We start from the raw sequence: 25,153 nt of genomic DNA, 5'->3' as shown, positions 1-25,153 counted from the left end.
TTCTACACGGGACCATAATCTGATGCCCTTTGATCCGTCAAGTAGCTGTGTATAACGTTATCGAAAGCGTGGCGATGCGTGCTCGGTACAGCGCGCATGTTCCGCTATCGTGAGTCAGATGCAGGATTCGTCGTTCTCCCTCCCTGGGAGGAGACGGGCGAGCTGGGAATGAGAGGTCCGCGATGCAGCGGTCGAGACGGGCGACGATCCGAGACGTCGCCGCGCACGCCGGCGTATCCACAGCGGCGGTCTCGAAGGTAATTCGCAACGCGTACGGGGTCAGTGATGCGATGCGCGAGCGCGTCGAGGCAGCGGTCGAGGCCCTCGATTTCCGCCCACTCGCCTCCGCGCGTGCGCTCCGGGGGAGCACTGCAACGATCGGTGTCATGGTGAACGACGTCACCAACCCGTATCTCGCGCTGATCTTGGACGCCATGCGTGTGCCGCTCGCGGCTGCCGGGTTCACCATGTTCATCAGTGCGACGGGACTCGATCGCGCGTCGCAGGAGCGAACCCTGGGTCTCTTGGTCGATCAGCAGGTGGCGGGGATCATTCTCATTGCCCCCCGCGACATGCATGCTCAGTTCGAGCGCGTCAGTCGCGAGATCCCACTGGTCGTCATCGCGCGCCACGGCGAGTACGAGACGTTCGACGTGGTAGCCGGAGACGACCGCCTCGGTGCCTCGCTCGTCATGGACCACCTCGTGAGACTGGGGCATCGCGAGATCGCGTTCGTCGGTCAGATCGATGCCGAGATGGATGCGGGAACGCCTCACGCCGTGCGACGTGGAGGTTACCTCGCGGCAGCGAAGCGGCACGGTCTGGCGGCTGACATCGTCGAGGCCGAGTGGTCCAATGCGGGCGGCCGAGCGGCCGGTGAGCAGCTGCTGAGGCGCGAGACGCTGCCGACGGCGGTGTTCGCAGGCGCAGACATCGCCGCGTTCGGACTCCTCGACGTGCTACAGCGGGCCGGGGTGCCCGCCGGGCAGGTGTCGGTGGTCGGATACGACGACACCCCGGTCGCCGCGCTCGAGGCGATCTCGCTCACGACCGTCGACCAGGCCGGCGCCGAGGTCGGTGCCGTGGCGGTCCAACTGCTCCTCGAGCGCCTCGAGGGTCGCACTGAAGCGGTGACCCGGATCCTGGAACCCACCCTGGTCCCGCGCCGCTCGACGTCCAGGCGGGTGTCCGTCGTCGAGTGACGGTGCCCGTCCGGCCTGGTCCTCGCGGACCTCGAACGTTCGCTCTCAGCTGCGCGGCGCGGACGTGGACTGGCGGACGATGAGCGAGGTCGGAAGTGCGATGCGTTGGCCGGCGACGGCGGAATGGTCGCGCAGCTCATGGATCAGCTCGACGGCGCGTGCAGCCATGGCGCGAATCGGCTGGCGAACGGTCGTGAGGCTGGGGGAGAGGGTCGACGCGAGCGGTGTGTCGTCGAAACCGACGACGGCGAGGTCCTCCGGGATGCGCAGGCCGAGGGTCTTCGCGGCGCGATACACCCCGGCCGCCATGGCGTCGTTGCACGCGAAGACGCCGATGGACCCGGTCAGCCTCTCGACCACCGGCCGCAGTGCGGGAGTGAGATCGGCGTCGGTCCAGGAGCCGCGGACGGTGGTCACGTCGGACCCCGGGAGACGGTCTCGGATCGCTTGACGGAATCCTTCCGCGCGCGCTCGTCCGAACCGGAACGGCGGATGGCCGACGATGACGATGAACTGCGTGAGCCCGAGGTCGACGAGATGGCTGCCTGCGGAATATCCGCCGGCGTGGTCGGTCGTCCCGATGCTCGCAAGCGTCGCGTACTGGTCTGATCGCGGGTCGAGGAGGACCACGGGGATGTTCAAGCCACGGAGTTGCGCCAGTTGCCGTTGAGTCGGGCGGATCAAGCCGAGGATGACGCCACCCGAACGCCGTGCGGCAACGCGGACCGGCCAGTCGTCGGAGGGGTCGTCGCGTTCGACGGTCAACACCAGGTCGTAGCCGAGTCGCGCTGCGGCGTTCCGCGCACCGTTCGCGACCTCGTCCGTCCAGGGGTCGTCGAAGACCGTGAGGACGAGGTCGATCATGCGTGGGTCGGTGGTGGAGGGCCGACCACGGGGCGTCGGGCTGCGTCGATATCCGAGCTCCGTCGCGATCGCCTGAATCCTCGCTCGCGTCTCGGCGGGAAGGTCCCCGCGGCCGGACAATGCACGGGACACGGTCGAGATGGAAACCCCTGCGGCCTCAGCGACGGACGCCATCGAGGGGGAGTCTGGCGGTGTTTCCAAGACGGCGACTCCTTCGATGGACGTGCTGGGCGGACCGCCTTCACGTTCGCCAATCTTATTGCGCAAATATCAGGTCGGGCAAGCGGTGCGACCCATACGATCGCGTCATGACGACGAACACTCCCGACGCTCGCGCGGCCTCGGCCTCGATCACAGCCACAACCATGGTCGGTACGCGCATGGGGAGCGGGGCGAGCGAGCCGATCCTCCCCGGTTTCCACCCGGACCCGTCGATCTGCCGAGTGGGACACGACTACTACCTGGCGACGTCGAGCTTCGAGTACTTCCCCGGAGTGCCGCTGTTCCACAGCACGGATCTCGTCTCCTGGACCCAGATCGGGCACGTGCTCTCGCGGCGGAACCAGTTCCGCCGTGGGGACCCGTCCGCATCGCTCGGGATCTACGCCGGCACCCTCCGCCATCACGCAGGCCGCTTCTGGTACATCACCACGAACATGAGTGACTACTTCGGTGGCCAGCTCATCGTCTCGGCTGAGGAACCGGTCGGCCCCTGGACCGATCCGATCTTCGTGCCGGGAGCCCTCGGCATCGATCCGGACCTCGCTTGGGACGATGAGGGGACCTGCTATCTCACCTGGAAGGACTTCGCGATCGACGGCATCCTCCAGTCCCGGCTCGACCTCGACTCGGGGGAACTGCTGGACGACCCGTACCCGGTCTGGCAGGGGAGCGGCCTCGACGCACCCGAAGGGCCGCACCTGTACGAGATCTCCGGCACGTGGTACCTCATGCTCGCCGAGGGAGGAACCGAACGCGGCCACGCGGTGACCATCGCCAGGTCGAGTCATCCGGCCGGGCCGTTCGAGCCGCACCCGGAGAACCCGGTCTTCTCCCGGCGGAGCTTGGTCTCCTCGCCGGTCCAGAACGTCGGCCATGCCGACCTCGTCGAAGGTCCTGACGGCAGATGGTCCGCCGTCTATCTCGGCGTCCGCGCACGTGGGTCGACTCCGGGTTTCCATGTGATCGGTCGAGAGACCTTCCTGGCCGGAATCGACTGGGTGGACGGCTGGCCGTCGTTCGACGTCGGCGCCTACGACGTCCCGCGTGCCGTCACGGCGTTCGTCGACGACTTCGACGCTGAGCGATTGCACGACAGATGGGTGACGCCGGGAGGCGAACCGCAGCACGCGGCCGCGCTGAGCCCCCGGGGTGGGGTCGACTTGGCGAACGTGGAGGATTCGTCAGGGCTGCTGTGCGTGCGTGTGCGTGATCTGCGCTGGTCCGCGGAGGCCGTTGTCGAGGCCGCTGGGCGGTTCCTGCTGCGTCTCGACGATCGTCACTGGTACGGACTGATCGTCGACGAGGGGGCGGTGCGAGCAGTCGCGCAACTCGGGGACATCACCCACGAACTCGGCTCCATCGCGCTGGGCGGGGCGAGCGTCACCGTGCGCATCGAAGCCGTCGACCCGCGACGACAGCCGGCGCCCCTGTACTTCTCCGGCCCAGACGACATCGTCCTCTCCGTCGTCGATGAGGACCGTGTCGAGCACGAGCTGGGACGCATGGATGGCAGGTACGTCTCAACGGAGGTGGCCGGCGGATTCACCGGTCGTATGCTCGCGGTCGGAGCGACAGCGGAGGGCGGCCGTCTGCTTTCCGTCGCCTACACGCCGCGCTGAACGGTTGGACTGTCGACACCGGGACTGAACGGCCTTGAGCACCAAGAAGTCCGGGTCTGTCCTGTGCAAGCGCACGGGGGAGACCCGGACTCGTCGGGTGTCAGGCCTGGACGTCGACCGTCGAGAAGAACGCCCGCTCCGCTGAGGCGAGGGGGCGCTTGGTTCCGACGACCTGCACCTCGACCCGATCAGTCTCGTCGGCGGCGTCCTGCGCCACCCAGAGCTCGAGTCGGCCGGGATCCACGACGAAGTCGCCGGCCAGATCCGTGTATCCGAGCTGCGCTGCGGAGACGGTGAACACCAGTCGTGCGTGTTCGCCCGGCGCGAGCTCGAGTCGGGTGAAGCCCGCGAGTTGCTGCGCCGGACGGGTGACGCCGACCGCCTCGGCGCGCAGGTAGAGCTGCGGGACCAGCACCCCGGCCCGGGCCCCGGTGTTCGTCACCGTGGCGGAGACCTCCATGGCGCCGTCGATGGCGAGCTCGGACGGCGCGGACAGGTCCGACATGCTGAAGGTCGTGTAGGTGAGCCCGTACCCGAACGTATAGAGGGGTGTCGCCGGCATGTCGAGATACAGTTCCGCCACGTCGGGCGGCAGGGGGTTTCGATAGCCGGTGCCGGCTCGTTGGTGGTGGTAGACAGGGATCTGGCCGGTGTGGCGCGGGATGCTGTACGGCAGTCGGCCCTCCGGAGCACGTTCGCCGAACAGGACGTCCGCGACGGCGAGCGGACCGAACGGCCCGTTGTACGACGTCACGACGATGGCCGACATCTCCTGGACCACCTCGGGCAGCGTGTATGGGCGACCCTGCACGAGGACCGCGATGACGGGCTTGCCGGTTGCGGCGATCGCTTCGGCGAGCTCGGCCTGCGCCGCCGGGAGTGCGATGTCTGCGGAGTCGCTCGCTTCCCCTTCGGTGCGTTCACCGTTGAACCACAGGCTCGCGCCACCGAGGGCGAGAATGACGACGTCGGACGCCTCCGCCGCCGCGACCGCTTCAGCGAGCGCAGCACCTGGCAGTGCGCGGGTGAGCGAGCTCCCGGGGGCGAGCTGCACGTCACGCGCGTGGTCGGCGACGGCGTCTGCGAGCGACCTGGCGCCGAGCTCTTCCCGCACGTACTGATCGACAGGGGTGGCGGTGAACACCTGGGTGTTCCATGCGGCCATGCCCGGGTCGATCCCGACCATGTTGCCCATGCCGCCTGACGTCATGTGCTGGGTCATCTCCCGGAACGCCGGATAGCTGTAGGTTGCGAACTGGTAGGTCACCGAGTCGGCGTGCGGTCCGATGACGGCGACGGACTGCGTCCCGGGTGTGAGCGGGAGGATGCCGTCGTTCTGCAGGAGGACGACGGACCGTCGGGCCAACTCTTCGGAGAGCTCCCGTCCCTCCGCCGCGACGCGCGGCAGATCGATGTGCTCGGTCGGATACGGCTGTTCGAACAGCCCCAGACGGAACTTCATCTCCAGCACGCGATGCACCGCGGTGTCGACGTCGGCGATGTCCGCCCGCCCCGCCTCGACCTCGGAGACCAGCGGGTCGCCGTATCCGAACGGGGTCGGGAACTCGGTGTCGAGTCCCGCGCGGATCGTCAGGGCGGCGGCTTCACCGGGGGTCTTCGCTGCATGCTGCCGGGTGACGATGTGCTCGAGCGTCATGTAGTCCGAGGAGACGAATCCGCGGAATCCCAGAGTGTCGCGGAGGAGCTCGGTGAGCGTTTCCCTCGAAGCCGCCGTAGGTACGCCGTCCACGTCGGAGTACGCGTTCATGACCGACCCGAGACCGGCCTCCTGGATCGCTGCCTCGACCGGGAAAGCGAACAGGTCGCGCGTGCGACGTCGCCCGCCCTCGTAGGCGGACAGGTTGACCCCGCCCTCGGGCATGCTGTAACCGACGAAGTGCTTCGCGGTTGCCAGCACGCCCTCTCGGAGGTCGGCGCCCTGCATGCCGCGGGTGAAGGCGACACTGAGCGCGGCAGCGAGATACGGGTCCTCGCCGTAAGTCTCGTGCATGCGGCCCCAGCGGGGGTCGAGAGCGATGTCCATGTTCGGCGAGAGCGCCTGGCGGACGCCGACGCGCTTCATCTGTCCGCGGATGGTCTCTGCCATTTCCCGCACCAATTCGGGACTCCAGGTCGCGGCGAGGCCGGTGGGAGTGGGGAACACCATGTGGCCGCCGGCCAGGAAGCCGTTCAGCGCCTCCGTGTGGACGAGCATCGGGATGCCGAGCCTCGTCCCCTCGACCACCGTGCGTTGCAGCCTCCCGATGACGTCGGCCATCGTGGTGGGGCTGTCGACCCCGAAGTTCGCGATGTGACCCGGGCCTTTGGCGAGCGTGTCGGCCTGCTCCAGCGGTGTCGAGCCGTCCGGCTTCACGAGCCACCACACGGGCACCGAGGTCAGTTGGTGCGCCTTCTCACGAAGGGTCATCTGCTCGAGCAGTGCGCGAGCCCGGGTCTCTGGCGCGAGTGCGCTGTCGAGGTGTCTGCTGCTGTTCATCGAGTCCTCCTTGGGGACCGCGGCGTTGCGGTTGCTGTTGTTGTCTGTCCAGGTGCGACCTGGTCTCCTGAGCGGGTCCGGCGGACGAGCAGCCACAGCGCTGCGGTTGCCACGGTCATCGCCATCCCCATCACCACCCCGAGCGGGGTCATGGTGCTGATGCCGATCGCACCGACGATCGGCGATGCGAGCCCGGCGAGACCGAAGTTCGCTGCGCCCATCAGCGCCGCGGCGGTGCCCGCCCGCGCAGCGTGATCGGCGAGTCCCAGCGCGCCGAGGCAGGGCCCGCAGGCCCCCGCGAACATCATGAACACGAGCATCGCGGCGATGACGGGGGCGAGCCCTGCGGACGCCTGTGCGATGAGACCGAGCGAGAAGCCGGTGACGGCCATCGCGGGGAGCACGATCGTGAGGACGCGCCACGGTGAGAGGCGTTGTGCGATGACGGCCGAGGTCTGCGTGCCGATCACGAACGCGACGGCGTTCCCGGCGGAGATCAGTCCATACAGCTGCGGCGTCAGTCCGTACTGCTCCTGGAAGAGGAACGAGGAGGAGGACAGGTACGCGAAGACCGAGGAGACCATCATCCCGCCGATGAGCGAGATGCCGACGAACCGCCGGTTGGTGAGGAGCGTCCGATAGCTGTGCCAGACGGCGGAGCGGTCGGAGCGGTCGAAGCGCCGCTCAGGCGCCAGCGTCTCCGGCACCCAGACGATCGAGATGGCGAGCACGGCGACGCCGTACGCGGCGACGACTCCGAAGATGCCTCGCCAATCGAGCACCACCATCAGTTGCGCTCCGACGAATGGTGCGACCACCGGGGCGATGCCGGTGAACAGGGCCACGCGTGCAAGCCCCCGAAGCAACTGCCGACCTTCCGCGACGTCTCGGATCATCGCCATGGCCACGACGCCACCGCCGGCGGCGCCCGCGCCCTGCACGACTCGCAAGGCGAGCACCCAGCTGATGTCCGGGGCGAGGGCGATCGCAAGACTTGCTGCGATGTGCACGGCGGTGGCGATGAGCAATGGTCGTCGTCGTCCGATGCTGTCGCTCCACGGGCCGACGACGAGCTGTCCGAGAGCGAAGCCGAGCGTCGCGGCCGACAGGGTGAGCTGCACCTGGGCGGCGGACGTACCGAGCTCCTCCTGCAACTGGGGGAACGCCGGGAGGTACAGATCGATGGTGAGTGGGCCGAGGACAGCGAGGAGACCGAGGACGACGATCAACCGGGTTGAGACACATGGCGTCGTCGGCGCGATGAGATTGCGGTTCGGCACGGAGTGCCCTTCCTGGAAGTGGACAGCATTTCCGGGACGGAACCGGCCGGGTGCAAAGGACCCTGCGAACACGCTGCCAGCACGTGGCCGACAACGCGCAACTCTTGCGCAAAAGGTGATGGCGGGTCGCGAGGAGAGGCGCGACCCACCATCGCCTCAGTCTGTTTCGTCGACCGCCGTGAGCCGCAAGGCGATGTACGGGCGAGCCGGGAGCTCGACGCGTGTGACCCCGGTGTGGATTCCGGGTACCGCGTCGACCGTCATGTTCCAGGTGTCGATGACCTCGATCCGGGCGGTCATACCGTCGGGGATGGTGACGTCACGGAATCCGGGTCTGCTCGCGCCGTAGTACGTGACGATGTAGCGGCCCGCGACGCCCCCGGAGGGGAAGTCCCAGTCGCTCGCGACGGGTTCGATCCGTCCACTCGGGGAGGCCTCGATGATCTCGCGGAGGAATCGCAGTCGCTCGGGGGACTCGCCACGCAACGGTCCACCCTTCGACCACCAGAGGACGTCGTCGGCGCTTCGGAACGTCTCGCCATGGGTGAGCGCTCCACCGTGCAGGACCCCGTCCCAGAACCTCCGGACGACCTCCTCCGCCGTGAGGTTCCCCCACCCCTGATCGATGTCGCCTTCGTAGCCGAACTCATCCACGACGACCGGCTTGCCCCATTGCCGTTGCCATTGGCTGATCATGCCTCCGATGGCGTGGTCGCCGCGCTGGATGCTGCTGTGCGTCGCCCAATCGACCGAGTAGTCGAACAGTTCGACCCAGTTGTGAATCGACAGCGGGTGACCGACCGGGTCGTTCGAGCGCACGAGGCCGGCGAGTCGGTTCCAGTCAGCGGTGTCCTTGGTGAGCAGGAGGTCGTACTCGTTCGCCATCGACCACCAGACGTTCCGGAATGCGGACAGACGCCGAGTGACATACGTCACGTAGCGGTCGTCGGCGGTCGCTCCCATCGCCGCGAACCCCCACCGGTCGTACGGGTGGAAGAGGATCAGGTCGGCTTCGATGCCGAGGGCTTCGAGCTCGTCGAGTCGGCGCTCCAGGTTCGCGAAGTACGCGATGTCGAACCGGGTCAGGTCCCAGTCACCGCTCTCGCCCCGCTCGAAGACGAAGCGGTCTGGCTCGTTCTCGTTGTAGAGGAAGGACTTCGGGAACAGGCCCATGCGCAGCTTGTTGAACGGTGCCCCGGCGAGGGACTGGACGGTCTGGTCCTGGAGTTCCTGGGGCTGGTGCGTCCACACGTATGCAGTGGTCCCGATGGGTGTGAAGGGAGAACCGTCCGCGTAGGCGAAGTGCGTGGCGCCCGCACGGACGGGGCCTCGATCGTTGGTCTCGTCGACGAGGATCTCCCCGGTCAGCCCGTCGAGCGAGCGCGCGTTCGACGAGGTGCGGAATCGCCAGGTGCCGGCCGTCGGCGGAAGGAACCGGATGCGGTAGGTGCCGTCGCCGTCGTAGAACCCGCCGGCGTGGACCGCGATATCGTCGAGTTGGAAGGTGGCAGTCAGGTCGACGTCGACGAACGGGTTGCCGTGCGATGGGCCGTCGATGACGATCTCGGAGCGGCGTCGGGCGCCACCGCCGCGGACGGACCGGATCCGGGCACTCCCTACCGGTACCGAGGCCGACTCGTAGTCGGCGGACGGAACGATGACCGGTTCGACGGGTGCCTGAGGACTCAGATCGGGGAACTCGGCGATCGCGCCCATGATCCGAGCTACGAGCGGCTCGTCTCCGTTGAGGATCAGGTTCAGCAGCGCCTGGAGCGGGAAGTCACCCAGCGTCCGCACCATCGGCGAGTCGTAGACCTGTGGGGCGATCTCACGGATCGCCTGTTCTGCGGAGGGCTCGAAGAGCGCTGCGTCGGCTTTGGTTCGCGGGGAGATGGTGCGCATGTCGGCTGGTTCCTCGTCAGTGAGTCGGACCCGTCCGCGGTTGCGCCAACGGGTGCCCGGCAACCCTATTCCGGCAGGCACGCCGGTGCTCGGCCGGTGCAGAGTTTTGCGCAATGACAGCGCGGTCGGCAATCGCCCTCTCTATCGTGGCTGCGGACTGCTGCGGTCGCATCCACGACACCTCAGAAGGACGACGATGCCCTCGCCGACCGTCACGGACGGTGCATCCACACCCATTCCTGCGTCCCGAGCTCCAGGCGCACGCCGGCCGTGGTGTCGGCGCCATCAGCGGGCGGAATCACGAGTGATACCGCCTCCGGACCGTGGTTGATGAGCAGCACGTGTTCGCCTCGCCTGCTCGCTTCGACGAACTCGGGAAGGCCGGCGATCTCTGCCCTGACCCCTGCCTGGTCCGCCACCCACTCGATCACGGAGCGCATGCCGTCATCGTCCGGGATCGTGGCGAGGTAGTAGCCGACGCCGTCGCCGAAGCGGTTCGCGGTGAACGCGGGCGCACCTGCGATCGGACCGTCGACGAACCGGCCGAGCGCGTCGTACTCCTCGACGCTGATGCCGAACACGTCTCCGAGTGTGCGCAGATATCCGCCGGGGCGGAAGGAGTCGGTCTCGTCGACGACGTCGGTGAAGGTGGAAGCGAGCAGACGGCCACCTCGTTCGACGAACGTGGTCAGATTCTCGGCGGTCTCGGTGGATACGAGGTACAGGAGCGGGGCGATCACGACGTCGTACGTGCTGAGATCGGCGCAGGGGCCGAGGACGTCGACGCCGTCGTACGTGGCGTCGTCCCGCTCGCGCGGATCGGCGCTCCTGAGGACATCGCGAGTGTGCTCAGCTCTCGTCCTCCAGTGGCCGCCAGCGCGTTCCGAAGCGGCGGGAGAATCGGGCCGGACGCAGCCTGGGGCTGGTGGGAACTCGTCGTCCGCGCTGGTTCAGCGCCCGAGAATGTGCTCGACGGTCTCGATGTCGGTGACGATCGTGTCGACCGTGCCGCTTCGCAGGGCCGCGGCGATGGCGTTCGCCTTCGCCGGGCCGCCGGCGACGGCGATGACCTCGGGCAAGCGACGCAGCTCGTCGAGCGTGATGCCGACCGAACGGCTCAACGGGGTCGAATCGAGCGCAGTCCCGTTCTCGTCGAAGACGAGTGTGCAGATGTCGGCTGCGGCACCGTCGGCGAGGAGCGTCTCGCGCTCGTCCGCATCGAACTCCTCGAACAACGACGACTTCGGCGGCTGCCAGGAACCGATGCCGACGAGGGCCTTCGTCAGGGTCGGGAAGCGGCCGATCGCCTCGGCGAGGCTCGGGTCGGTGCGGAGCTGCTGGGCCATCTCAGGCGTCCGGACGAGGAGTGGCGCGTGGAGGGGGTAGGCGCCTCCGCCGGTCTTCTCGGACAGGCGGCGGACGAGATCGACCCCGCTCGCCTGCAGTCTTCCCGCGCGGACGCCGCCGACGAGTTGCACGACGGCAGCGGCGGCGATACTCGAGACCGCGTCGACGGTGTAGGTCAGTGTGGAGCCCCAGGAGATGCCGAGGACGTCTTCCGGGCCGATGGCCGTGGCGAGGTAGTCCGCTGCAGCAGCGCCCAGTACCGGGCCACGTGAGGCGTCGTCGCCGAAGGTGCGGACCACGATCGCGCGCGAGAGGGAGAAGGCCGCGGCGAGCTCTTCTCCGAGCGGGACGTCGATCTCGGCGGGCATGTCGATGGAGATGCGCACGATGCCGCTGGCCTTCGCCTCATCGAGGAGGCGAGCGACCTTGAACCGGGAGAGACCGAGTTCCTCGGCGATCTCGCTCTTCTGACGGTCGTCGATGTAATACCGCCGAGCCACGAGGGCAGCTTCCAGCGACACCTGCGGGCGCGCTCGGCGCTGTTCGAGATCGGTCACGGTTCCGCCTCCACTGCTGCGTGTTCATGGGCGGATTCATCCTTTGACGCCTCCACCCCGCTAGTGTACGGTAGCACCATCGCTCGAATGAGCGCATCATGCACGTATGAGCGGAGAGTTCATGTCAATGGACGTTCGAGTCCCCACCACCGGGAACGCGGGGGAAGACGCTGTCGTCTTGGACTGGAATGTCGCTGTCGGTTCCACCGTGAACGCCGGCGACATCCTCGTCACCCTGGAGACCGCGAAGGCCGTCATCGAAGTCGATGCGCCGGCCGACGGGGTCGTCCTCAAGATCCTGTTCGACGAGGGCGAGGACGCCCCGGAGCACGGTGTCCTCGCAATCCTCGGTCAGGCCGGTGAGGTCGTCGCCGACACGAGTCCGGCCCCCGACACGCCGACCGAGGGTGCGCCGACGGCGCCATCCTCCGGCGGAACCGTCGCAGCAGCGCAGCGCCACGCCCGGTCCGGGGTGAGCGAGCGCGTGCCCGCCTCGCCGCGGGCCCGGCTGCTCGCCGAGCGCAACAGCATCGATCTCGCCGGGCTCACCGGGAGTGGTCCGGGCGGCAGGATCATCATCCAGGATGTGCTGACTGCCAAGCGTCACGCGGCGACGGAAGCGGTACCCACCGCCGCGGCGGCCGTGTCCGGTCCGCCGTCCACCTCGGCACCCGCTTCATCGACCGCCCTCCTGCCGCCCGCTCATGCAGCAACGGTGGTGCCCGTGCGTGGAGCTCGCAAAGTGACCGCACAGCGGATGCACGCCTCGCTGCAGCAGACCGCGCAACTCACCATCACCCGCTACGCAGAGGCCGACGCGCTGCTCGCCTATGCAGGCCGGCTGAGGACGGTCACCGTGGCAACAGGCCGGCCGAAGATCGGCGTCAACGACCTGTTGCTCTTCGCCACCGCGCGCGCCGTCGTGAAGCATCCGGCTGCGAACTCCTGGTTCGACTGGGACGGCATCAGTCAGTTCTCACACGTCAACCTCGGTTTCGCCGTCGACACCCCGCAGGCCTTGCTCGTCCCGGTCATCCCCGCCGCGGACACGCTCACCCTCGCAGGTGTCGCGGAGGCATCCCGGTCGCTCATCGACACTGCACGCGCCGGCCGACTCGCGGCACAGCAGATGGAGGGCGGCACCTTCACCGTCTCGAACCTCGGAGGCCTCGGCGTGCACTGGTTCACGCCGGTGCTCAACCCGCCGCAGACCGGGATCCTCGGCGTCGGAACCACGCACCGGAGCCATCCGGACGCTCCGGCGCTGCTGCCGCTGTCGCTCACCTTCGACCACCGGGCGATCGACGGTGCCGCCGCCGCCGCGCTACTCGCCGACATCGCGGGCGCCATCGAGACCATCGACGTCCTCGCAGCGTTCTGAACCCGGCCACCCCGACACCAAACGACCACTCCGTACGAAGGACACGAATCATGGCCAAAGAAATCCTCATCGACCCGGCCGACGTGCGTCGTCGGTCCGAGACCTCGCTCGGCTCGATCGCCGTCAACGCCTACGAACCCGATCTGCAGCGCGAGGTTGCGCAGCACGGTGCTGCAGCTGTCGAGCGCATCGGTCGTGACATGCTGCTCGTGCGAGAGTTCGAACTCATGCTGAACGCCATCAAGCGCGAAGGCGCGTACCTCGGCGTGGAGTACGTCCATGCCGGGCCTGCGCACCTCTCCATCGGTCAGGAGGCCACAGCGGTCGGCCAGGCGTTCACCCTCGACGTCGACGACAAGGTCTTCGGGTCGCACCGGAGCCACGGTGAGGTCGTCGCGAAGGGCCTGTCCGCGATCAGCCGCTCCACCGCGGAATCACTGAACGGTGCTCTCGAGGCGTGGTCGGACGGAGCGATCTGGAACGTCGTGCAGGACCGCCTCGCGGCGGCGGACTTCGAACAGCAGGCGATCAACTACCTCATGTACGGGATGACGGCGGAGACCTTCGGCCGCCGCACAGGCTTCAACCGTGGACTCGGCGGCAGTATGCACGCGTTCTTCCCGCCCCTCGGCATCTACCCGAACAACGCGATCGTCGGCGGGTCCGCCCCGCTCGCCACCGGCGCGGCGCTCTACAATCGGCTGCGCGCGCAGCCTGGCATCGTCGTGGCGAGCATCGGCGACGCCTCGACGGGCACCGGGCCGGTGTGGGAGTCGTTCAACTTCGCCGGCATGGCACAGCTCGACCGGCTCATGGACGAGCGGCATCGAGGCGGGTTGCCCGTCGTGTTCTTCATCGTCAACAACTTCTACGGCATGGGCGGCCAGACGATCGGCGAGACGATGGCGTATGAGCGTCTCGCGAGGATCGGTGCCGGCATCAACGCCCACAACATGCACGCCCAGACGATCGACGGCAACAACCCCTTCGCCGTCATCGACGCCATGGAGTCCGCTCGCCGGCACATCGAGGAGGGCGAAGGCCCCGTCCTGATCGACTGCCAGACCTACCGTCTGTCCGGGCACTCCCCAAGCGACGCATCCTCCTACCGCACCAAGGACGAGGTCGACCTGTGGAGTGCGATCGATCCGATCACGAGCTACTTCGCCCGCCTGGTGGACGGCGGCGTCATCGCGGCCGGACGTCACGACGAGCTGAAGAGCTGGGCGGAACAGACGGTCAGGGCGGCCCTCGAGGTCGCGATCGACGGCTCGGTCTCTCCGCGGCTCAACCTCCGCCGCGATCCCGAAGTGATGGCCGACCTCACGTTCAACAACACGGTCGTCGATCCGCTGACGACACCGGCCGGCGAGACGACCGTGCCGCTCGACGAATTGCCCCACCGGCTGTCCATCGCGAAGAAGTCCCGCGTCGGGGTGGTCGACGGCAAGATCCTCAGCGGTGCGAAGGCCGTGACCTTCCGCGACGCCCTCTTCGAGGCGATCACCTCCGCCACCGCGAAGGACGACCGCATCACGCTCTGGGGTGAGGAGAACCGCGACTGGGGTGGCTCGTTCGGTGTGTACCGCGGGCTCACCGAATTCCTACCGCGACACCGCCTGTTCAATTCGCCCATCTCCGAGGCGGCGATCGTCGGCGCCGGGGTCGGTTTCGCGCTGAGCGGTGGTCGGCCACTCGTCGAACTCATGTACGCCGACTTCATCGGTCGAGCCGGTGACGAGATCTTCAACCAGATGGCGAAATGGCAGGCGATGTCCGGCGGTCTCATCGAGGTACCAATGGTGTTGCGGGTCTCGGTCGGCGCGAAGTACGGTGCGCAGCACTCTCAGGACTGGAGCTCGATGGTCGCGACCGTCCCCGGTCTGAAGGTGGTCTTCCCCGCGACGGCACGCGATGCCAAGGGCCTGCTCGCATCGGCCCTCATCGGCAACGACCCGGTGCTGTTCTTCGAGAGCCAACGCCTGTACGACCTGCCGGAGACCGTGCATCAGGACGGCGTTCCGGCTGAGGACTACGTCACCGAGATCGGCACGCCGAACATCGTGCGCGAGGGCGGAGACCTCACGATCCTCACCGTCGGGGCCGCGCTGTACCGGGCGCTCGACGCCGCACAGGAGTTGGAGGAGCGCTACGGCCTGCGAGCCGAGGTCATCGACGCACGCACGCTCGTCCCGTTCGACTACACCGACCTCCTCGCGTCCGTCGAGAAGACCGGTCGCCTGATCTGCGTCTCCGACGCCAACCTCCGCGGCAGCTGGCTCAACACCGTCGCGGCGAAGGTCGGGGTCGAGGCGTTCGACGCCCTCGATGCACCCGTCGTCGTGCTCGGCGCCCGCAACTGGATCGCGCCCCCGGCCGAACTCGAGTGGGAGTTCTTCGTCACCCCGGCCGACATCATCGACGCCGTCCACAACCGGATCGTCCCGCTCGTCGGCCACGTCGCCCAGGAGGGTCCAGGCGCCGACGGCACCCTCGACGAGAGCGCGCGGGGTATCTGATGGTCACGTTCTACATCGACAGCGCGTCTCGCGAGGACGTCACCCGTCTGCTCGCCACCGGCCTCTTCGGCGGCGTCACGACGAACCCTGCGATCCTCGAGAGGGCCGGGCTCGGCAGTTCAGACCTCCCAGACCTCGTGGCGTGGGCGAACGACGCCGGCGCCCGCCGGGTGTTCGTGCAGTCGTGGGGGGCCGAGGCAGCCGAGATCGCCGACCGCGGCGAGACACTGCGGGCGCTCGCGTCCAACGTGGTCGTGAAGGTGCCCGCGTCACGTGCCGGCGTCGAAGCGGCGGCCCGGTTGTCGGTGGGGGGAGAGGTGCTCGTCACAGCCGTCCACTCCGCCGCACAGCTACTGCCGATCATGGCGTCCGGGGCGGGGTTCCTCGCACCGTTCGTCGGTCGGATGATCGCGTCCGGCCGTGACGGCCTCGCAGAGACGATTGCGATGCAAGCGGTGGTCACCGCCACTGGTTCGCCGCTGCGCATCCTCGCGGGAAGCCTGCGGACGCCGGCGCAGATGCTCGCCCTCGCCTCAGCCGGCGTGCAGCACCTCACCCTCGGCCCGGCGGTGTGGGATCTCCTCTTCGAGGACGATGTCACGGCTGCCGCGGTGGAGAACTTCGAGCGCCTCGCTCAGGGTGAACTGGCGTTCGTCGCTGCGGGGCAGAGCGCGGTGCTCGCGTGAAGCTCTACGCCGACAGTGCCCTCGTCGACGCGGTCATCCCGCTGCTGGAGGACGGCCTCGTGCACGGCGTGACCTCCAACCCCAAGATCATCGCGCGTGACGGGCTGACCAACAGTGACCTCCCACGGCTGTATCAGCGGTTCGCGTCGGCGGGCGCACGCGAGATCTTCATGCAGGCGACCGGTGGAAGCCGCAACGAGATGCTGGAAGCCGCCTCGCGGATCGCAGACTTCGGTGACCGGGTCATCGTCAAGGTCCCGGCGACACCGGACGGCTTCCGAGTCGCGTCTCAGTTGATCGATCGCGACGTGCGGGTGCTGCTGACGGCCGTCTACAGCTTGGCCCAGTCGACCTCCGCCGCATCGATCGGCGCCGACTACATCGCGCCGTACTTCGGGCGTATCGTCGACTCCGGAGAGGACGGGCTCTCGAAGGTCACCCGCATGAACCGCATCCTTGCACCCACGAAGACGAAGGTGCTCGTGGCAAGCGTCCGCTCGCCGAATGCCGCCGCGACCCTCGCCCTACACGGCGTCGCGCACATCACCGCCGACGTGCCGGTGCTCGAGGCGATGCTCATCGATCCCATCACCGAGGTGTCAGCCGAGGAGTTCGAACAGATCAGCGCGGGCTGGCTGTGATGGTGAATGACCAGCGGAGCCGCGACGATTGCCGGCCTGTCCGTCGTCGTGCAGAGTATGACCCAACTGGTGCGCGCTCGTGCTTGCGGGGTCGGGTGAGGCGGGCATGGTGGCCCGCGAGGAGAGGAACGCTGTGGACACCACGGACGTGACCGTCGCCGCCGATGTCGCGGCGCTCGTCGAGGAGCTGGGGCGCGAGGCGGGCCCGGAGCGACCACGCCGGATCCTCGGACTCGTCGGAGCCCCGGGAACCGGGAAGACGACACTTGCCCAGCTGCTTCAGGCCGGGCTCGGCACCGACCGATGCGTCGTCGTGCCGATGGACGGCTTCCACCTCGCCGACGCCATCACGGAGGGCACACCACTCCGGGCGCGGAAGGGGGCGATCGACACCTTCGACGTGCACGGATACCTGTCCTTGCTCTCCCGCATCAGAGCGCGCAAGGAGCCGATCGTCTACGCGCCCTCCTATCGCCGGGGGTTGGAGGATCCGATCGCCGCATCGATCGCCGTCCCGCGCGCGGCCGAGGTGATCATCACGGAGGGCAACTACCTGCTGGCAGAGGAGGGAGCGTGGGCGCAGGTTCGTGACCTGCTGGACGAGGTCTGGTACCTGGACACGCCTGACTCGCTGCGGGTGCCCCGGCTGATCGAGCGCCACATCGCTTCGGGGATGACGCGGGATCAGGCCGTCGCCTGGGCGGGGAGCACCGACCAGGCGAACGCGGAGTTCGTCGCGTCAACCAGGGGGCGGGCCGACCGCATCATCCCCTGGGTCTGACGCAGCACCGACCCGCACGCGGACATCACCGATCGCCTCCAGGCGGTCCCTTCGTCGCGCGCACATCCGCCGGGACGACGCAGGACTTGGCGCTTGTGCGGCGGATCCGAACGACGTATTCTTCAATCACATACGAGCGGCAAGCGCTCAAACGAGCGGAACCAATGGAGGTCCCGACCATGTCATCGAACGAGAGCACGCCCGTCCTTCGGGTCCGCGGGGTGACCAAGCACTACGGCCACGTCCAGGCACTGCGTGGCGTCGACCTGGACATCCGACCCGGCGAGATCGTCGGCCTGGTCGGCGACAACGGAGCGGGCAAGTCCACACTCATCGGCATCCTGTCCGGTGCCGTCGCGCCGTCCTCCGGCAGCGTCGAGTTCCTCGGTGAGCCCGTCGAACTCGCGAGCCCGGTGGAGGCACGCCGGCTCGGCATTGAGACCGTCTACCAAGACCTCGCCCTCGCTCCGGACCTGCCCATCTGGTCGAACCTCTTCCTCGGTCGGGAGCAGGTCACGACGGGTCTGTTGGGCAAGCTCTTCGGATGGCTCGACCGGGACGCGATGGTCGCCGAGGCGGAGCAGCAGCTCACGGCCACGAAGATTCGCATCGGTGCGACGACCACGCGAGCCGGCGCACTCTCCGGCGGCCAGCGACAGGCCATCGCCGTCGCCCGTGCAGTGTCCTGGGGATCCCACCTCGTCCTCATGGACGAACCGACTGCCGCTCTCGGCGTCGAGCAGCAGCAACGCGTCGGCGAGCTCATCCAGAACGTCGCCTCGACCGGGCTCCCTGTGCTCCTCATCAGCCACAACCTGCCTCAGGTGCAGGAGATCTGCGACCGCGTGCTCGTCCTCTTCGGCGGCCGGATCGTCGCAGATCTCGACCCCAAGCAACATGGCGTCGAGGAGATCATCCGCTGGATCACCGGGGCGGCAGTCGTCGAGCAACAGGCCCCGGATGCCGCGAAGCAGCAGGCGACCGATCGGGAGCGCGCAGATGTCCAGTGACCTCACGACGCCGGCGCACCGGACCGACGACCGACCCACCCGCCGAGGAGACACCATGCAGACCAAGACAGCCGCGACGCCGCTCGCCGAGATGGCCACCATTCCTGCGACGACGAGCATCCAGACCACCGTCCGTCGTCCGACCACCCCGCTCGGCCGATTCGGTCAGCTTCTCGGGCGTGGCGACGGGGATGTGGCGCGCGTCCTCATCCTTGCCGCCATGGTCGTGGTGCTCGGCATCATCGCCCCGTCCTTCCTCACACAGGCGAGCTGGATCGCGACCTCGCAGTCCGCCACCGTCATCGTCCTTCTCGCGATCGGACAGACCTTCGTCATCATCACCGGCGGTATCGACCTCTCCGTCGGCGCCGTCCTGGGATGCTCGGCGATGATCTCCGCGGTCGCCATGCGGGCGATGATCGACGGCGGTTCGAGCGGCGTGCCGGTCATCCTCACCGGTCTCGTCGTCGCCCTGGGGAGCGGCGGCGTCATGGGCCTGGTCAACGGCCTGGTCATCACGAAGCTCAAGATCACGCCGTTCATCGCGACGCTCGGCATGCTCGGTGTCGCTTCCGGCACGACGAACGTCCTGAGCGGCGGTACCGAAATCGTGACGCTTCCGCCTGAGCTGACGATCATCGGCAACACGACGCTGTTCGGCGGATGGCTCACCGTCCCCGTCGCGGTCACCATCGTGATCGCGGTGATCGCAGGACTGTTCCTCGCCCGCACACGGTTCGGCATGCGCACCTATGCGATCGGGAGCAACCCGGCCGCAGCGCGCCGGGCGGGCATCGCCGTCGATGCGCAGCTCGTCCGTGTCTACGTGCTCGCTGGTGTCCTCGCGAGTGTCGCAGGCTTCCTGCTCATGTCCCGGTTCGTCGGCGCTTCGCCGCTCGCAGGGGTCAACACCGAGCTCGCAGCCATCGCTGCCGCGGTCATCGGTGGGGCGAGTCTCGTCGGCGGCCGCGGCTCCATCATCGGCACCGTCGTCGGTGCGGCCATCACGGCCACCCTTCAGATCGGCCTCATCCTCGCGGGTGTCGCATCGTTCTGGCAGACCATCGCGATCGGCGTGATCATCGTGCTCGCGGTCTACGGCGACCAACTTCGCGTCAAAGCCTCCAACCGCTGAACCAGGCCTCCGGTCCCACGTCCCTGCCCGACCCATCACCACCCCACCACTGCAGCACTCTCGACGGAGCCAACGGCGGCTCCAGAACGGAACAGCATCATGACCCCCACCACCCCCACCATCCGAACGCTCCGCACGGTCGGCGCGCTCGTCCTGTCAGCCGGGCTTCTGGCATCCCTCGCCGCCTGCGTGCAGACGCCCGGCAGCGCTCCCGCAGCTGCTGGCGGCAGCGCCGCCGCTGACGGGGACTACACCATCTACATGGTTCCCGGCCTCACCACCCACCCCGCGTACCGGACGATGTACTGCGGCGCGCTCGCCGAGGCCGACTCGCTGGGCGTGAAACTCGAGTACCAGGGTGCCACCACGTGGGATCCCGCCCTGCAGCTGCCGATCGTGCAGTCGTTGCTCGCGAAGAATCCGTCGGCGTTGCTCCTCACCCCCACCGACGGCACCGCGCTCGCGCCAGTCGTCGACCAGTACGTCGCGGCCGGCATTCCGGTGCTCGCCCTCGACACGACTCTGACCGACCCGTCGAAGCTCACCGCCGAAATCACCTCGAGCAACGAGCAGGGTGGCGCGGCTGCGGCCAAGGCGCTCGGGGAGTCGATCGGCGGCACCGGCAGCGTTGCGATCATCAGCGGAGCGCCGGGCGCGAGCACGGACAATGCCCGCATGAAGGGCTTCCAGGAGGAGATGGCCAAGAGCTTCCCGGACGTGAAGGTGCTTGAGCCGCAGTACTCGAAGTCCGTCGTCGCGACCGCCGCTTCGCAGGTCGACGCACTCATGCTCGCGAACCCGGACCTCTCCGGTGTCTTCGGAGTGAATGGCAACTCCGCGACCGGTGCCGCCAACGCGATCGACACGGCCGGCAAACAGGGCAGCATCCACGTTGCCGGATACGACGCGGAACCCGCGACGGTGAAGCTCCTCGAGGACGGCAGCATTGAGATCCTGGTGGTGCAGGACTTCGCCACCGAGGGCAAACTCGCTGTCCAGTACGCCTACGCGGCGCTCACCGGCAAGGACGACGAGATCGTCCGGAACACGGAGCTCGAGAACGTCATCGCGACGACAGCCAACGCGGGTGACCCGGAGATCTCGAAGTACTTCTACAAGGACGAGTGCTGACCGCAGCATGATCGAAGCCGATCCGAGTCCCGGCCCCCTCCGGGGCTCGGATCCTCGGCGGTCAGGCCGGTGTCCGCTGGGAGCCAGAAGGTTCGGAAGGACCATGATGAACGAAACCTGCAGCATGGCGCGGGCTGGAGCCGACGTCGGGGGAGAGCCTGGGGGCATCGCGCCCGAGACGTCGACCGGCCACCTCCTGGATCTCGAGTTCGGAATGCTCGACGCGGTCGGGTTCTCTCTGGCGACCATTGGCGTCCTCGCGGGGCGCCGTTCGGTCGCTGACATGTCTCGCTGACCCGCGGTGATGGGCTTTCTCCGAGGACTGCTCCTCGAAGAGATCGTGCCGAGCCTCCGCCGTACCGACGGTGCTGGCGTGGACTCGCCCGGTGCCCGAGACCTGTCGATCGATGTTCGATCGAGGGCGGAGGAGGTTCTCGCTCGGTGCGCGACGGTGACCTCGGCCGATCTGCTCGCGCGACACCTTGTCCATGCGTCCGACGTTGTCGCCCGGCGATTCGTCCCGACGATACGGTCGCAGTGCGCCTCGCGAGGGTCGGTGCGCCACGCCGCGTTCGTCGTCGCCGCCTGGAGTGTGTTGCTCGATGGGGTGGACGAGACCGGTGCGCCGGTCGTCGTCGTCGACCACCAGGCCGACGTGCTCCGGTTTGCGGCCGGCGAAGAACGTGACCTCCCCGGCTCGCTCCTTCGCGTCGCGGACGTGTTCGCCGAACTGGCGGTCGAGCCGCGCTTCCGACACGCTTATTCAGAACTGCGCGAGCTCATCGTCACCGACGGGGTGCTCACGGTCATGCGGATGATGCAGGTCTGAGAGGCTCCGACACCCGCAGCGCGACGTTCATGCCTGCCCCGTTGATCGCCGCTTGCGGAGCGCCGCGGTCGACGTGGGCCGGCCGGGTCGGTTTGGCCCGAGCGGCGCGACGGCCCGGTGCGCGAGACTGTCGTCATGACAGAACACCGCCGATCATCGAACGCGCGGAGCTCAGCCGTCGCTCCCGAGGTGCTTCGGCTCAGCGCTTTCGCCGCGGAGGAGGGCGGCGGCAACCCTGCGGGCGTGGTGCTCGACGCGTCGGCGATGACGGACGAGGAGATGCAGCGCACCGCGGCTGATGTGGGGTACGCGGAGACGGCGTTCGTCGTGGACCCGGCCATTGACGGTGATGATCGCCATGTGCGCGTGAGGTATTTCTCGCCAGGGGCCGAAGTGCCGTTCTGCGGTCACGCCACCATTGCGACGGCGGTCGCGCTCGCTGAGCTGCGCGGGGTCGGAGCGTTCGCGGTCGAGACCCCGGTCGGCGTCGTCGCGATCCACACGGCACGCACGGACACCACCGCCATCGACACGGATGGCGCGGACCGGGTGATCGCGTCGTTCACCAGCGTCGAGCCCGCTGTTCGCGACCTCGACACCGGCGTCGCCGATCGTCTCCTGCGGTTGCTCGGGCTCGAACCGGCAGATCTCGACGAGCGCTGGCCACTCCGCGAGGCGTTCGCCGGCAACTGGCATCCGGTTGTCGCTGTCCGAGAGCAAGCTGTCTTCGACGCATTCGCGTTCGAACCGGCGGCGGTGCGCGCCTTGATGGATGAGCAGGGTTGGGCGGGGACGGTCACCGTCGTGTGTCGGCAGAGTGATGCAGAATCCGGCGTCCTCGTCGTCGAGGCGCGCAATCTGTTCCCGGTCGGCGACATCACCGAGGACCCGGCGACGGGATCGGCCGCCGCCTCGCTCGGCGCCCATCTGCGCACGCTCGGGGAGGTCCACCCTCCGGCACGCATCCTCGTGAAGCAGGGTCGCCACGTCGGGGCGCCCAGTCTGCTGATCGTCGATGTTCCCTCGACCGGCGGCATCACCGTGAGCGGAACGGCCCAACCGATCCGGACACCCGGCACCTGATGAGCTTCGACGCGTTGGCGGGTCGTCGAAATCGAGCGTCACCAGTCTGACCCGAGGCCGTGCACGATCAGCAGTGCGCCGAGCACGATGACCAGGCCGTTCCCGATGATCGCTGTCCACCTCTGGAACGACGTTCCGGTGATCCGTCCGAGCAGTGCGCCGAGGGCGACGAGCAGGGCCTGCCACGCGAATGACGCGACCCCCACGCCAGCGGTGAAGACGATGGCGGTCGCCGGCGAGCCGGTGATCGTGCCGAGCGCGGTGAGGATCGCCGCGAAGTAGACGAGGGTGGCGGGGTTCAGCGCCGTCAAGCCGAGGAAGAGCGTGTAGCGTCCGAGCGCGGACCGACGCCGTCGCACGGGTTGGTCGACGGCGTGCCCGCTCGCGCGTCCTACCTTCAGGATGCTGCGCAGGCCCATTGCACAGAGCACGCCGCCACCCACGAGCTGTGGCCATGGTGACCATCCTCGGACGATCGGACCGGCCAGCGCTCCCGCCGTGACGGCGGCGGTGCAATACAACACATCCACGGTGGCCACAGCGGCGGCGCTGGCAATGCCGCCGCGCAGTCCTCGTGTGACGCCCTCCTGCACCAGGAGGACGCCGATCGCTCCGAGGGGTGCCGCGAGGGCGAGGCCGGCGATGATGCCCGAGATGAGCGCGACGTGCATGTCCATGCGGAACACTCTGGAGCACGCAGTCCGCGGCGACAGTGCGATCCGTCAGTTGTGCGAGACAATTGCTCGTATGGATGCGAAAGACAGTGAGATCATCGAGGTTCTGCGGCTGAACGGCCGAGCTTCGTTCAGCGAGATCGGCCGTCGCATCGGGTTGAGCACCAATGCGACGGCGACCCGTGTGCGTCGGCTCGAGGCTGCCGGGGTGATCCTCGGCTACCGCGTCATTCTGGGCGCCGACGCGGATGAGCCTGCCGAGGGGCTCGAAGTGTTCATCGACGTGCGATTGGACCCGGGGCGCGACTCCGAGGAGTTCCTCGCGTGGACCCAGCGCATCCCGGAGGTCAGGGATGCCGTCCACGTCACGGGTGGTTACGACTACCTGGTGCACGTTCGCGTGGCGGGCACCTCTGCGCTCGACCGGCTCCTCCGCAGCTTCAAGAACGACGGGGGCGCGACCCACACGCAGACCCGCCTGGCGCTGCGCTGAGCGACCCCCTCAGTCCGCGCGCACCAGCTGCCGCGAGGCGTGCCTGGCGTAGCGGTCGGCGACAGCGTTCCGTCGGCGCTCCAGTGGTCCGCCCGGTCGTTCGACGAGGTCGTAGAGGCCCATCGTCAGCAGGTGGTCCGCGCGTGGCGCCTCGCTGTGCCGGTAGGTCCATTCGTACATGTCGAAGAGCGGCCACCAGGTGTATCCGACGACGTCGTGCCCCTGCTCACGAAGGCGCTCGACCTCCGCGACGGATGCATCCATCCACTCCACCCGCTCGTCGACCGTCCCGGTCACGCAGGTCTCCGTCAGCATGACGGGTGCGCCATAGCGCGCAGCGTAGGAGAGCAGCACCTCCGCGAGTCCCTCCGTCCCCGCATCCTCATACGGGCGAGGGTCCGCGAACCCTCCGCCGTGGTGGACGCCCGCCTCGAACACCTCCGTGGAGTGACGCGGATAGTAGTTCACGCCCATGACGTCGGGTTGCACACGGTGCTCCGCGAACCAGGCGAGCGACGACTCCGGCATGCCGCCCCGCGTCAGCTGCTCGAACAACGGGTGGCGATCGTCGACCCGACCGGTGACGAGGTCCTCGACGAGGAACGACTGCTCGCGCAGCCGGGTGACGGTCGCGCGGTGCTCTGGTGCATCGACGTCACCGCTGTACCGCATGCCGGCGTCGACGTGGATGAAGGTCGCCGCAGAGCCGAGCGCGTCGCTGATCGCGCGTTGCGTCTTGATGAACCCCGTCGCCAGGGCGTCCGCGATGGTCGTGAAGCCCTCAGCACCCGAGAGGTACGGCGGCCAGTACGCGTACTCACCAGAGAACAGCGCGTGGATCGTCGGCTCGTTCACCGGGGTGTAGTCGGTCGCGACGTGGCGGTAGCGCTCGGCGAAGCGGTGCCCGTACTCGGCGACGTGTTCGGCGTAGTCGCGGTTCGCGAACTGTCGATCCAACCACAGCGGCGTGCCGTAGTGCAGCAGGTCGACGAGCGGTCGCAGTTCCAGTTCGGCGAAGCGCTCCATGACCCCGTCCACCCAGGACCAGTCCCACACGCCCTGCTCGGGCGCCACGCGGTACCAGGGAACGCCCCACCGGATCATCTCCGCACCCACGCCCTTCGCGAGTGCGAGGTCCCCGCTGTACTGCTCGTAGTGCTCGGTCAGTTCGTACTCGTCGATCGCGCGCTCACCCGGTCGGGATTGCGGGACGAAGGTGTCCTCGATGCCGAGTGCGAAGTGCAGTCGGCCGTCGTCGAACCAGCTCATCGGTGCTCATTTCTTGTCGTGGACGCGGGAG

The 25,153-nt window shown here is 68.1% G+C and carries 20 protein-coding genes and 1 pseudogene; 13 read left to right on the top strand and 8 right to left on the bottom strand.

From position 1 onward, the window contains the following. The first annotated feature begins 182 nt into the window (after positions 1-182). The gene (locus tag KXS11_RS05930; protein WP_437384628.1) at positions 183-1,202 is read left to right on the top strand and encodes a LacI family DNA-binding transcriptional regulator; all 1,020 of its coding nucleotides are present in this window, start codon (positions 183-185) and stop codon (positions 1,200-1,202) included. 45 nt (positions 1,203-1,247) lie between these two features. Here KXS11_RS05930 and KXS11_RS05925 read toward each other — a convergent pair whose 3' ends face one another. After that, entirely contained in the window at positions 1,248-2,240 is a 993-nt protein-coding gene (locus tag KXS11_RS05925; protein WP_437384627.1) for a LacI family DNA-binding transcriptional regulator, read from the bottom strand. A gap of 134 nt (positions 2,241-2,374) precedes the next feature. Here KXS11_RS05925 and KXS11_RS05920 point away from each other — a divergent pair, with 134 nt between their 5' ends. Then, complete coding sequence (locus tag KXS11_RS05920; protein ID WP_437384626.1) at positions 2,375-3,907, top strand: family 43 glycosylhydrolase; 1,533 nt, start codon at positions 2,375-2,377, stop codon at positions 3,905-3,907. Positions 3,908-4,007: 100 nt separating this feature from the next. Here KXS11_RS05920 and KXS11_RS05915 read toward each other — a convergent pair whose 3' ends face one another. The 5 genes and pseudogenes from KXS11_RS05915 to KXS11_RS05895 form a co-directional block, all read right to left on the bottom strand. Continuing rightward, positions 4,008-6,404: a glycoside hydrolase family 3 N-terminal domain-containing protein gene (locus KXS11_RS05915; protein WP_437384625.1), complete on the bottom strand. Its 2,397-nt coding sequence runs from the start codon at positions 6,402-6,404 to the stop codon at positions 4,008-4,010. Beyond that, a complete protein-coding gene (locus KXS11_RS05910; RefSeq protein ID WP_437384624.1) occupies positions 6,401-7,684 on the bottom strand; it encodes a multidrug effflux MFS transporter in 1,284 nt (427 codons plus the stop codon). The genes KXS11_RS05915 and KXS11_RS05910 overlap by 4 nt, the downstream gene beginning before the upstream one ends. A 156-nt stretch (positions 7,685-7,840) precedes the next feature. After that, the gene (locus tag KXS11_RS05905; RefSeq protein WP_437384623.1) at positions 7,841-9,586 is read right to left on the bottom strand and encodes a DUF5605 domain-containing protein; all 1,746 of its coding nucleotides are present in this window, start codon (positions 9,584-9,586) and stop codon (positions 7,841-7,843) included. Between the two features lie 212 nt (positions 9,587-9,798). Then, positions 9,799-10,359, bottom strand: a pseudogene (locus KXS11_RS05900) (beta-galactosidase trimerization domain-containing protein); the annotation flags it as partial. A 177-nt stretch (positions 10,360-10,536) separates the two neighbouring features. Then, positions 10,537-11,490, bottom strand: a complete 954-nt coding sequence (locus KXS11_RS05895; protein WP_437384622.1) for a sugar-binding transcriptional regulator — start codon at positions 11,488-11,490, stop codon at positions 10,537-10,539. A gap of 127 nt (positions 11,491-11,617) precedes the next feature. On the opposite strand from KXS11_RS05895, the gene KXS11_RS05890 reads away from it, so the two are divergent. The 10 genes from KXS11_RS05890 to KXS11_RS05845 all read left to right on the top strand — a co-directional run bounded on the left by KXS11_RS05890 (position 11,618) and on the right by KXS11_RS05845 (position 22,686). Further along, positions 11,618-12,871, top strand: a complete 1,254-nt coding sequence (locus KXS11_RS05890) for a dihydrolipoamide acetyltransferase family protein (protein ID WP_437384621.1) — start codon at positions 11,618-11,620, stop codon at positions 12,869-12,871. Positions 12,872-12,921: 50 nt separating this feature from the next. Beyond that, a complete protein-coding gene (locus KXS11_RS05885) occupies positions 12,922-15,390 on the top strand; it encodes an alpha-ketoacid dehydrogenase subunit alpha/beta (protein ID WP_437384620.1) in 2,469 nt (822 codons plus the stop codon). Further along, positions 15,390-16,076 (top strand): transaldolase family protein, encoded by a 687-nt coding sequence (locus tag KXS11_RS05880; protein ID WP_437384619.1) that lies wholly within the window; start codon positions 15,390-15,392, stop codon positions 16,074-16,076. Before KXS11_RS05885 ends, KXS11_RS05880 begins: the two co-directional genes overlap by 1 nt. Further along, positions 16,073-16,717 carry a transaldolase family protein gene (locus KXS11_RS05875; protein WP_437384618.1) on the top strand — a complete coding sequence of 215 codons (645 nt, stop codon included), beginning with the start codon at positions 16,073-16,075 and terminating at the stop codon, positions 16,715-16,717. The genes KXS11_RS05880 and KXS11_RS05875 overlap by 4 nt, the downstream gene beginning before the upstream one ends. Positions 16,718-16,850: 133 nt before the next feature. Continuing rightward, the gene (locus KXS11_RS05870; RefSeq protein ID WP_437384617.1) at positions 16,851-17,498 is read left to right on the top strand and encodes a nucleoside/nucleotide kinase family protein; all 648 of its coding nucleotides are present in this window, start codon (positions 16,851-16,853) and stop codon (positions 17,496-17,498) included. Positions 17,499-17,677: 179 nt separating this feature from the next. Next, complete coding sequence (locus tag KXS11_RS05865; protein ID WP_437384616.1) at positions 17,678-18,508, top strand: ATP-binding cassette domain-containing protein; 831 nt, start codon at positions 17,678-17,680, stop codon at positions 18,506-18,508. Positions 18,509-18,563: 55 nt separating this feature from the next. Beyond that, positions 18,564-19,643, top strand: coding sequence for an ABC transporter permease (locus tag KXS11_RS05860; RefSeq protein WP_437384615.1), 1,080 nt, complete (start codon positions 18,564-18,566; stop codon positions 19,641-19,643). Positions 19,644-19,742: 99 nt separating this feature from the next. Continuing rightward, positions 19,743-20,774: an ABC transporter substrate-binding protein gene (locus KXS11_RS05855; protein WP_437384614.1), complete on the top strand. Its 1,032-nt coding sequence runs from the start codon at positions 19,743-19,745 to the stop codon at positions 20,772-20,774. 304 nt (positions 20,775-21,078) lie between these two features. Then, positions 21,079-21,603, top strand: a complete 525-nt coding sequence (locus KXS11_RS05850) for a hypothetical protein (RefSeq protein WP_437384613.1) — start codon at positions 21,079-21,081, stop codon at positions 21,601-21,603. Positions 21,604-21,738: 135 nt separating this feature from the next. Next, a complete protein-coding gene (locus KXS11_RS05845; protein ID WP_437384612.1) occupies positions 21,739-22,686 on the top strand; it encodes a PhzF family phenazine biosynthesis protein in 948 nt (315 codons plus the stop codon). A 38-nt stretch (positions 22,687-22,724) separates the two neighbouring features. Here KXS11_RS05845 and KXS11_RS05840 read toward each other — a convergent pair whose 3' ends face one another. Next, on the bottom strand, positions 22,725-23,363 hold the full coding sequence (locus tag KXS11_RS05840) for a LysE family transporter (protein WP_437384611.1): 639 nt from the start codon (positions 23,361-23,363) through the stop codon (positions 22,725-22,727). Between the two features lie 70 nt (positions 23,364-23,433). Here KXS11_RS05840 and KXS11_RS05835 point away from each other — a divergent pair, with 70 nt between their 5' ends. Beyond that, the gene (locus tag KXS11_RS05835; protein WP_437384610.1) at positions 23,434-23,853 is read left to right on the top strand and encodes an Lrp/AsnC family transcriptional regulator; all 420 of its coding nucleotides are present in this window, start codon (positions 23,434-23,436) and stop codon (positions 23,851-23,853) included. Between the two features lie 9 nt (positions 23,854-23,862). Here KXS11_RS05835 and KXS11_RS05830 read toward each other — a convergent pair whose 3' ends face one another. Then, positions 23,863-25,122 (bottom strand): family 1 glycosylhydrolase, encoded by a 1,260-nt coding sequence (locus tag KXS11_RS05830; RefSeq protein ID WP_437384609.1) that lies wholly within the window; start codon positions 25,120-25,122, stop codon positions 23,863-23,865. Positions 25,123-25,153 lie beyond the last annotated feature (31 nt).

This window comes from Plantibacter flavus (assembly GCF_051487245.1).
In the GTDB taxonomy this organism is placed as follows: Bacteria; Actinomycetota; Actinomycetes; order Actinomycetales; family Microbacteriaceae; genus Plantibacter; species Plantibacter flavus_B.
The sequence above is the reverse complement of the archived record's forward strand: the minus strand, read 5'-3'. Positions and strand labels throughout refer to the sequence as shown.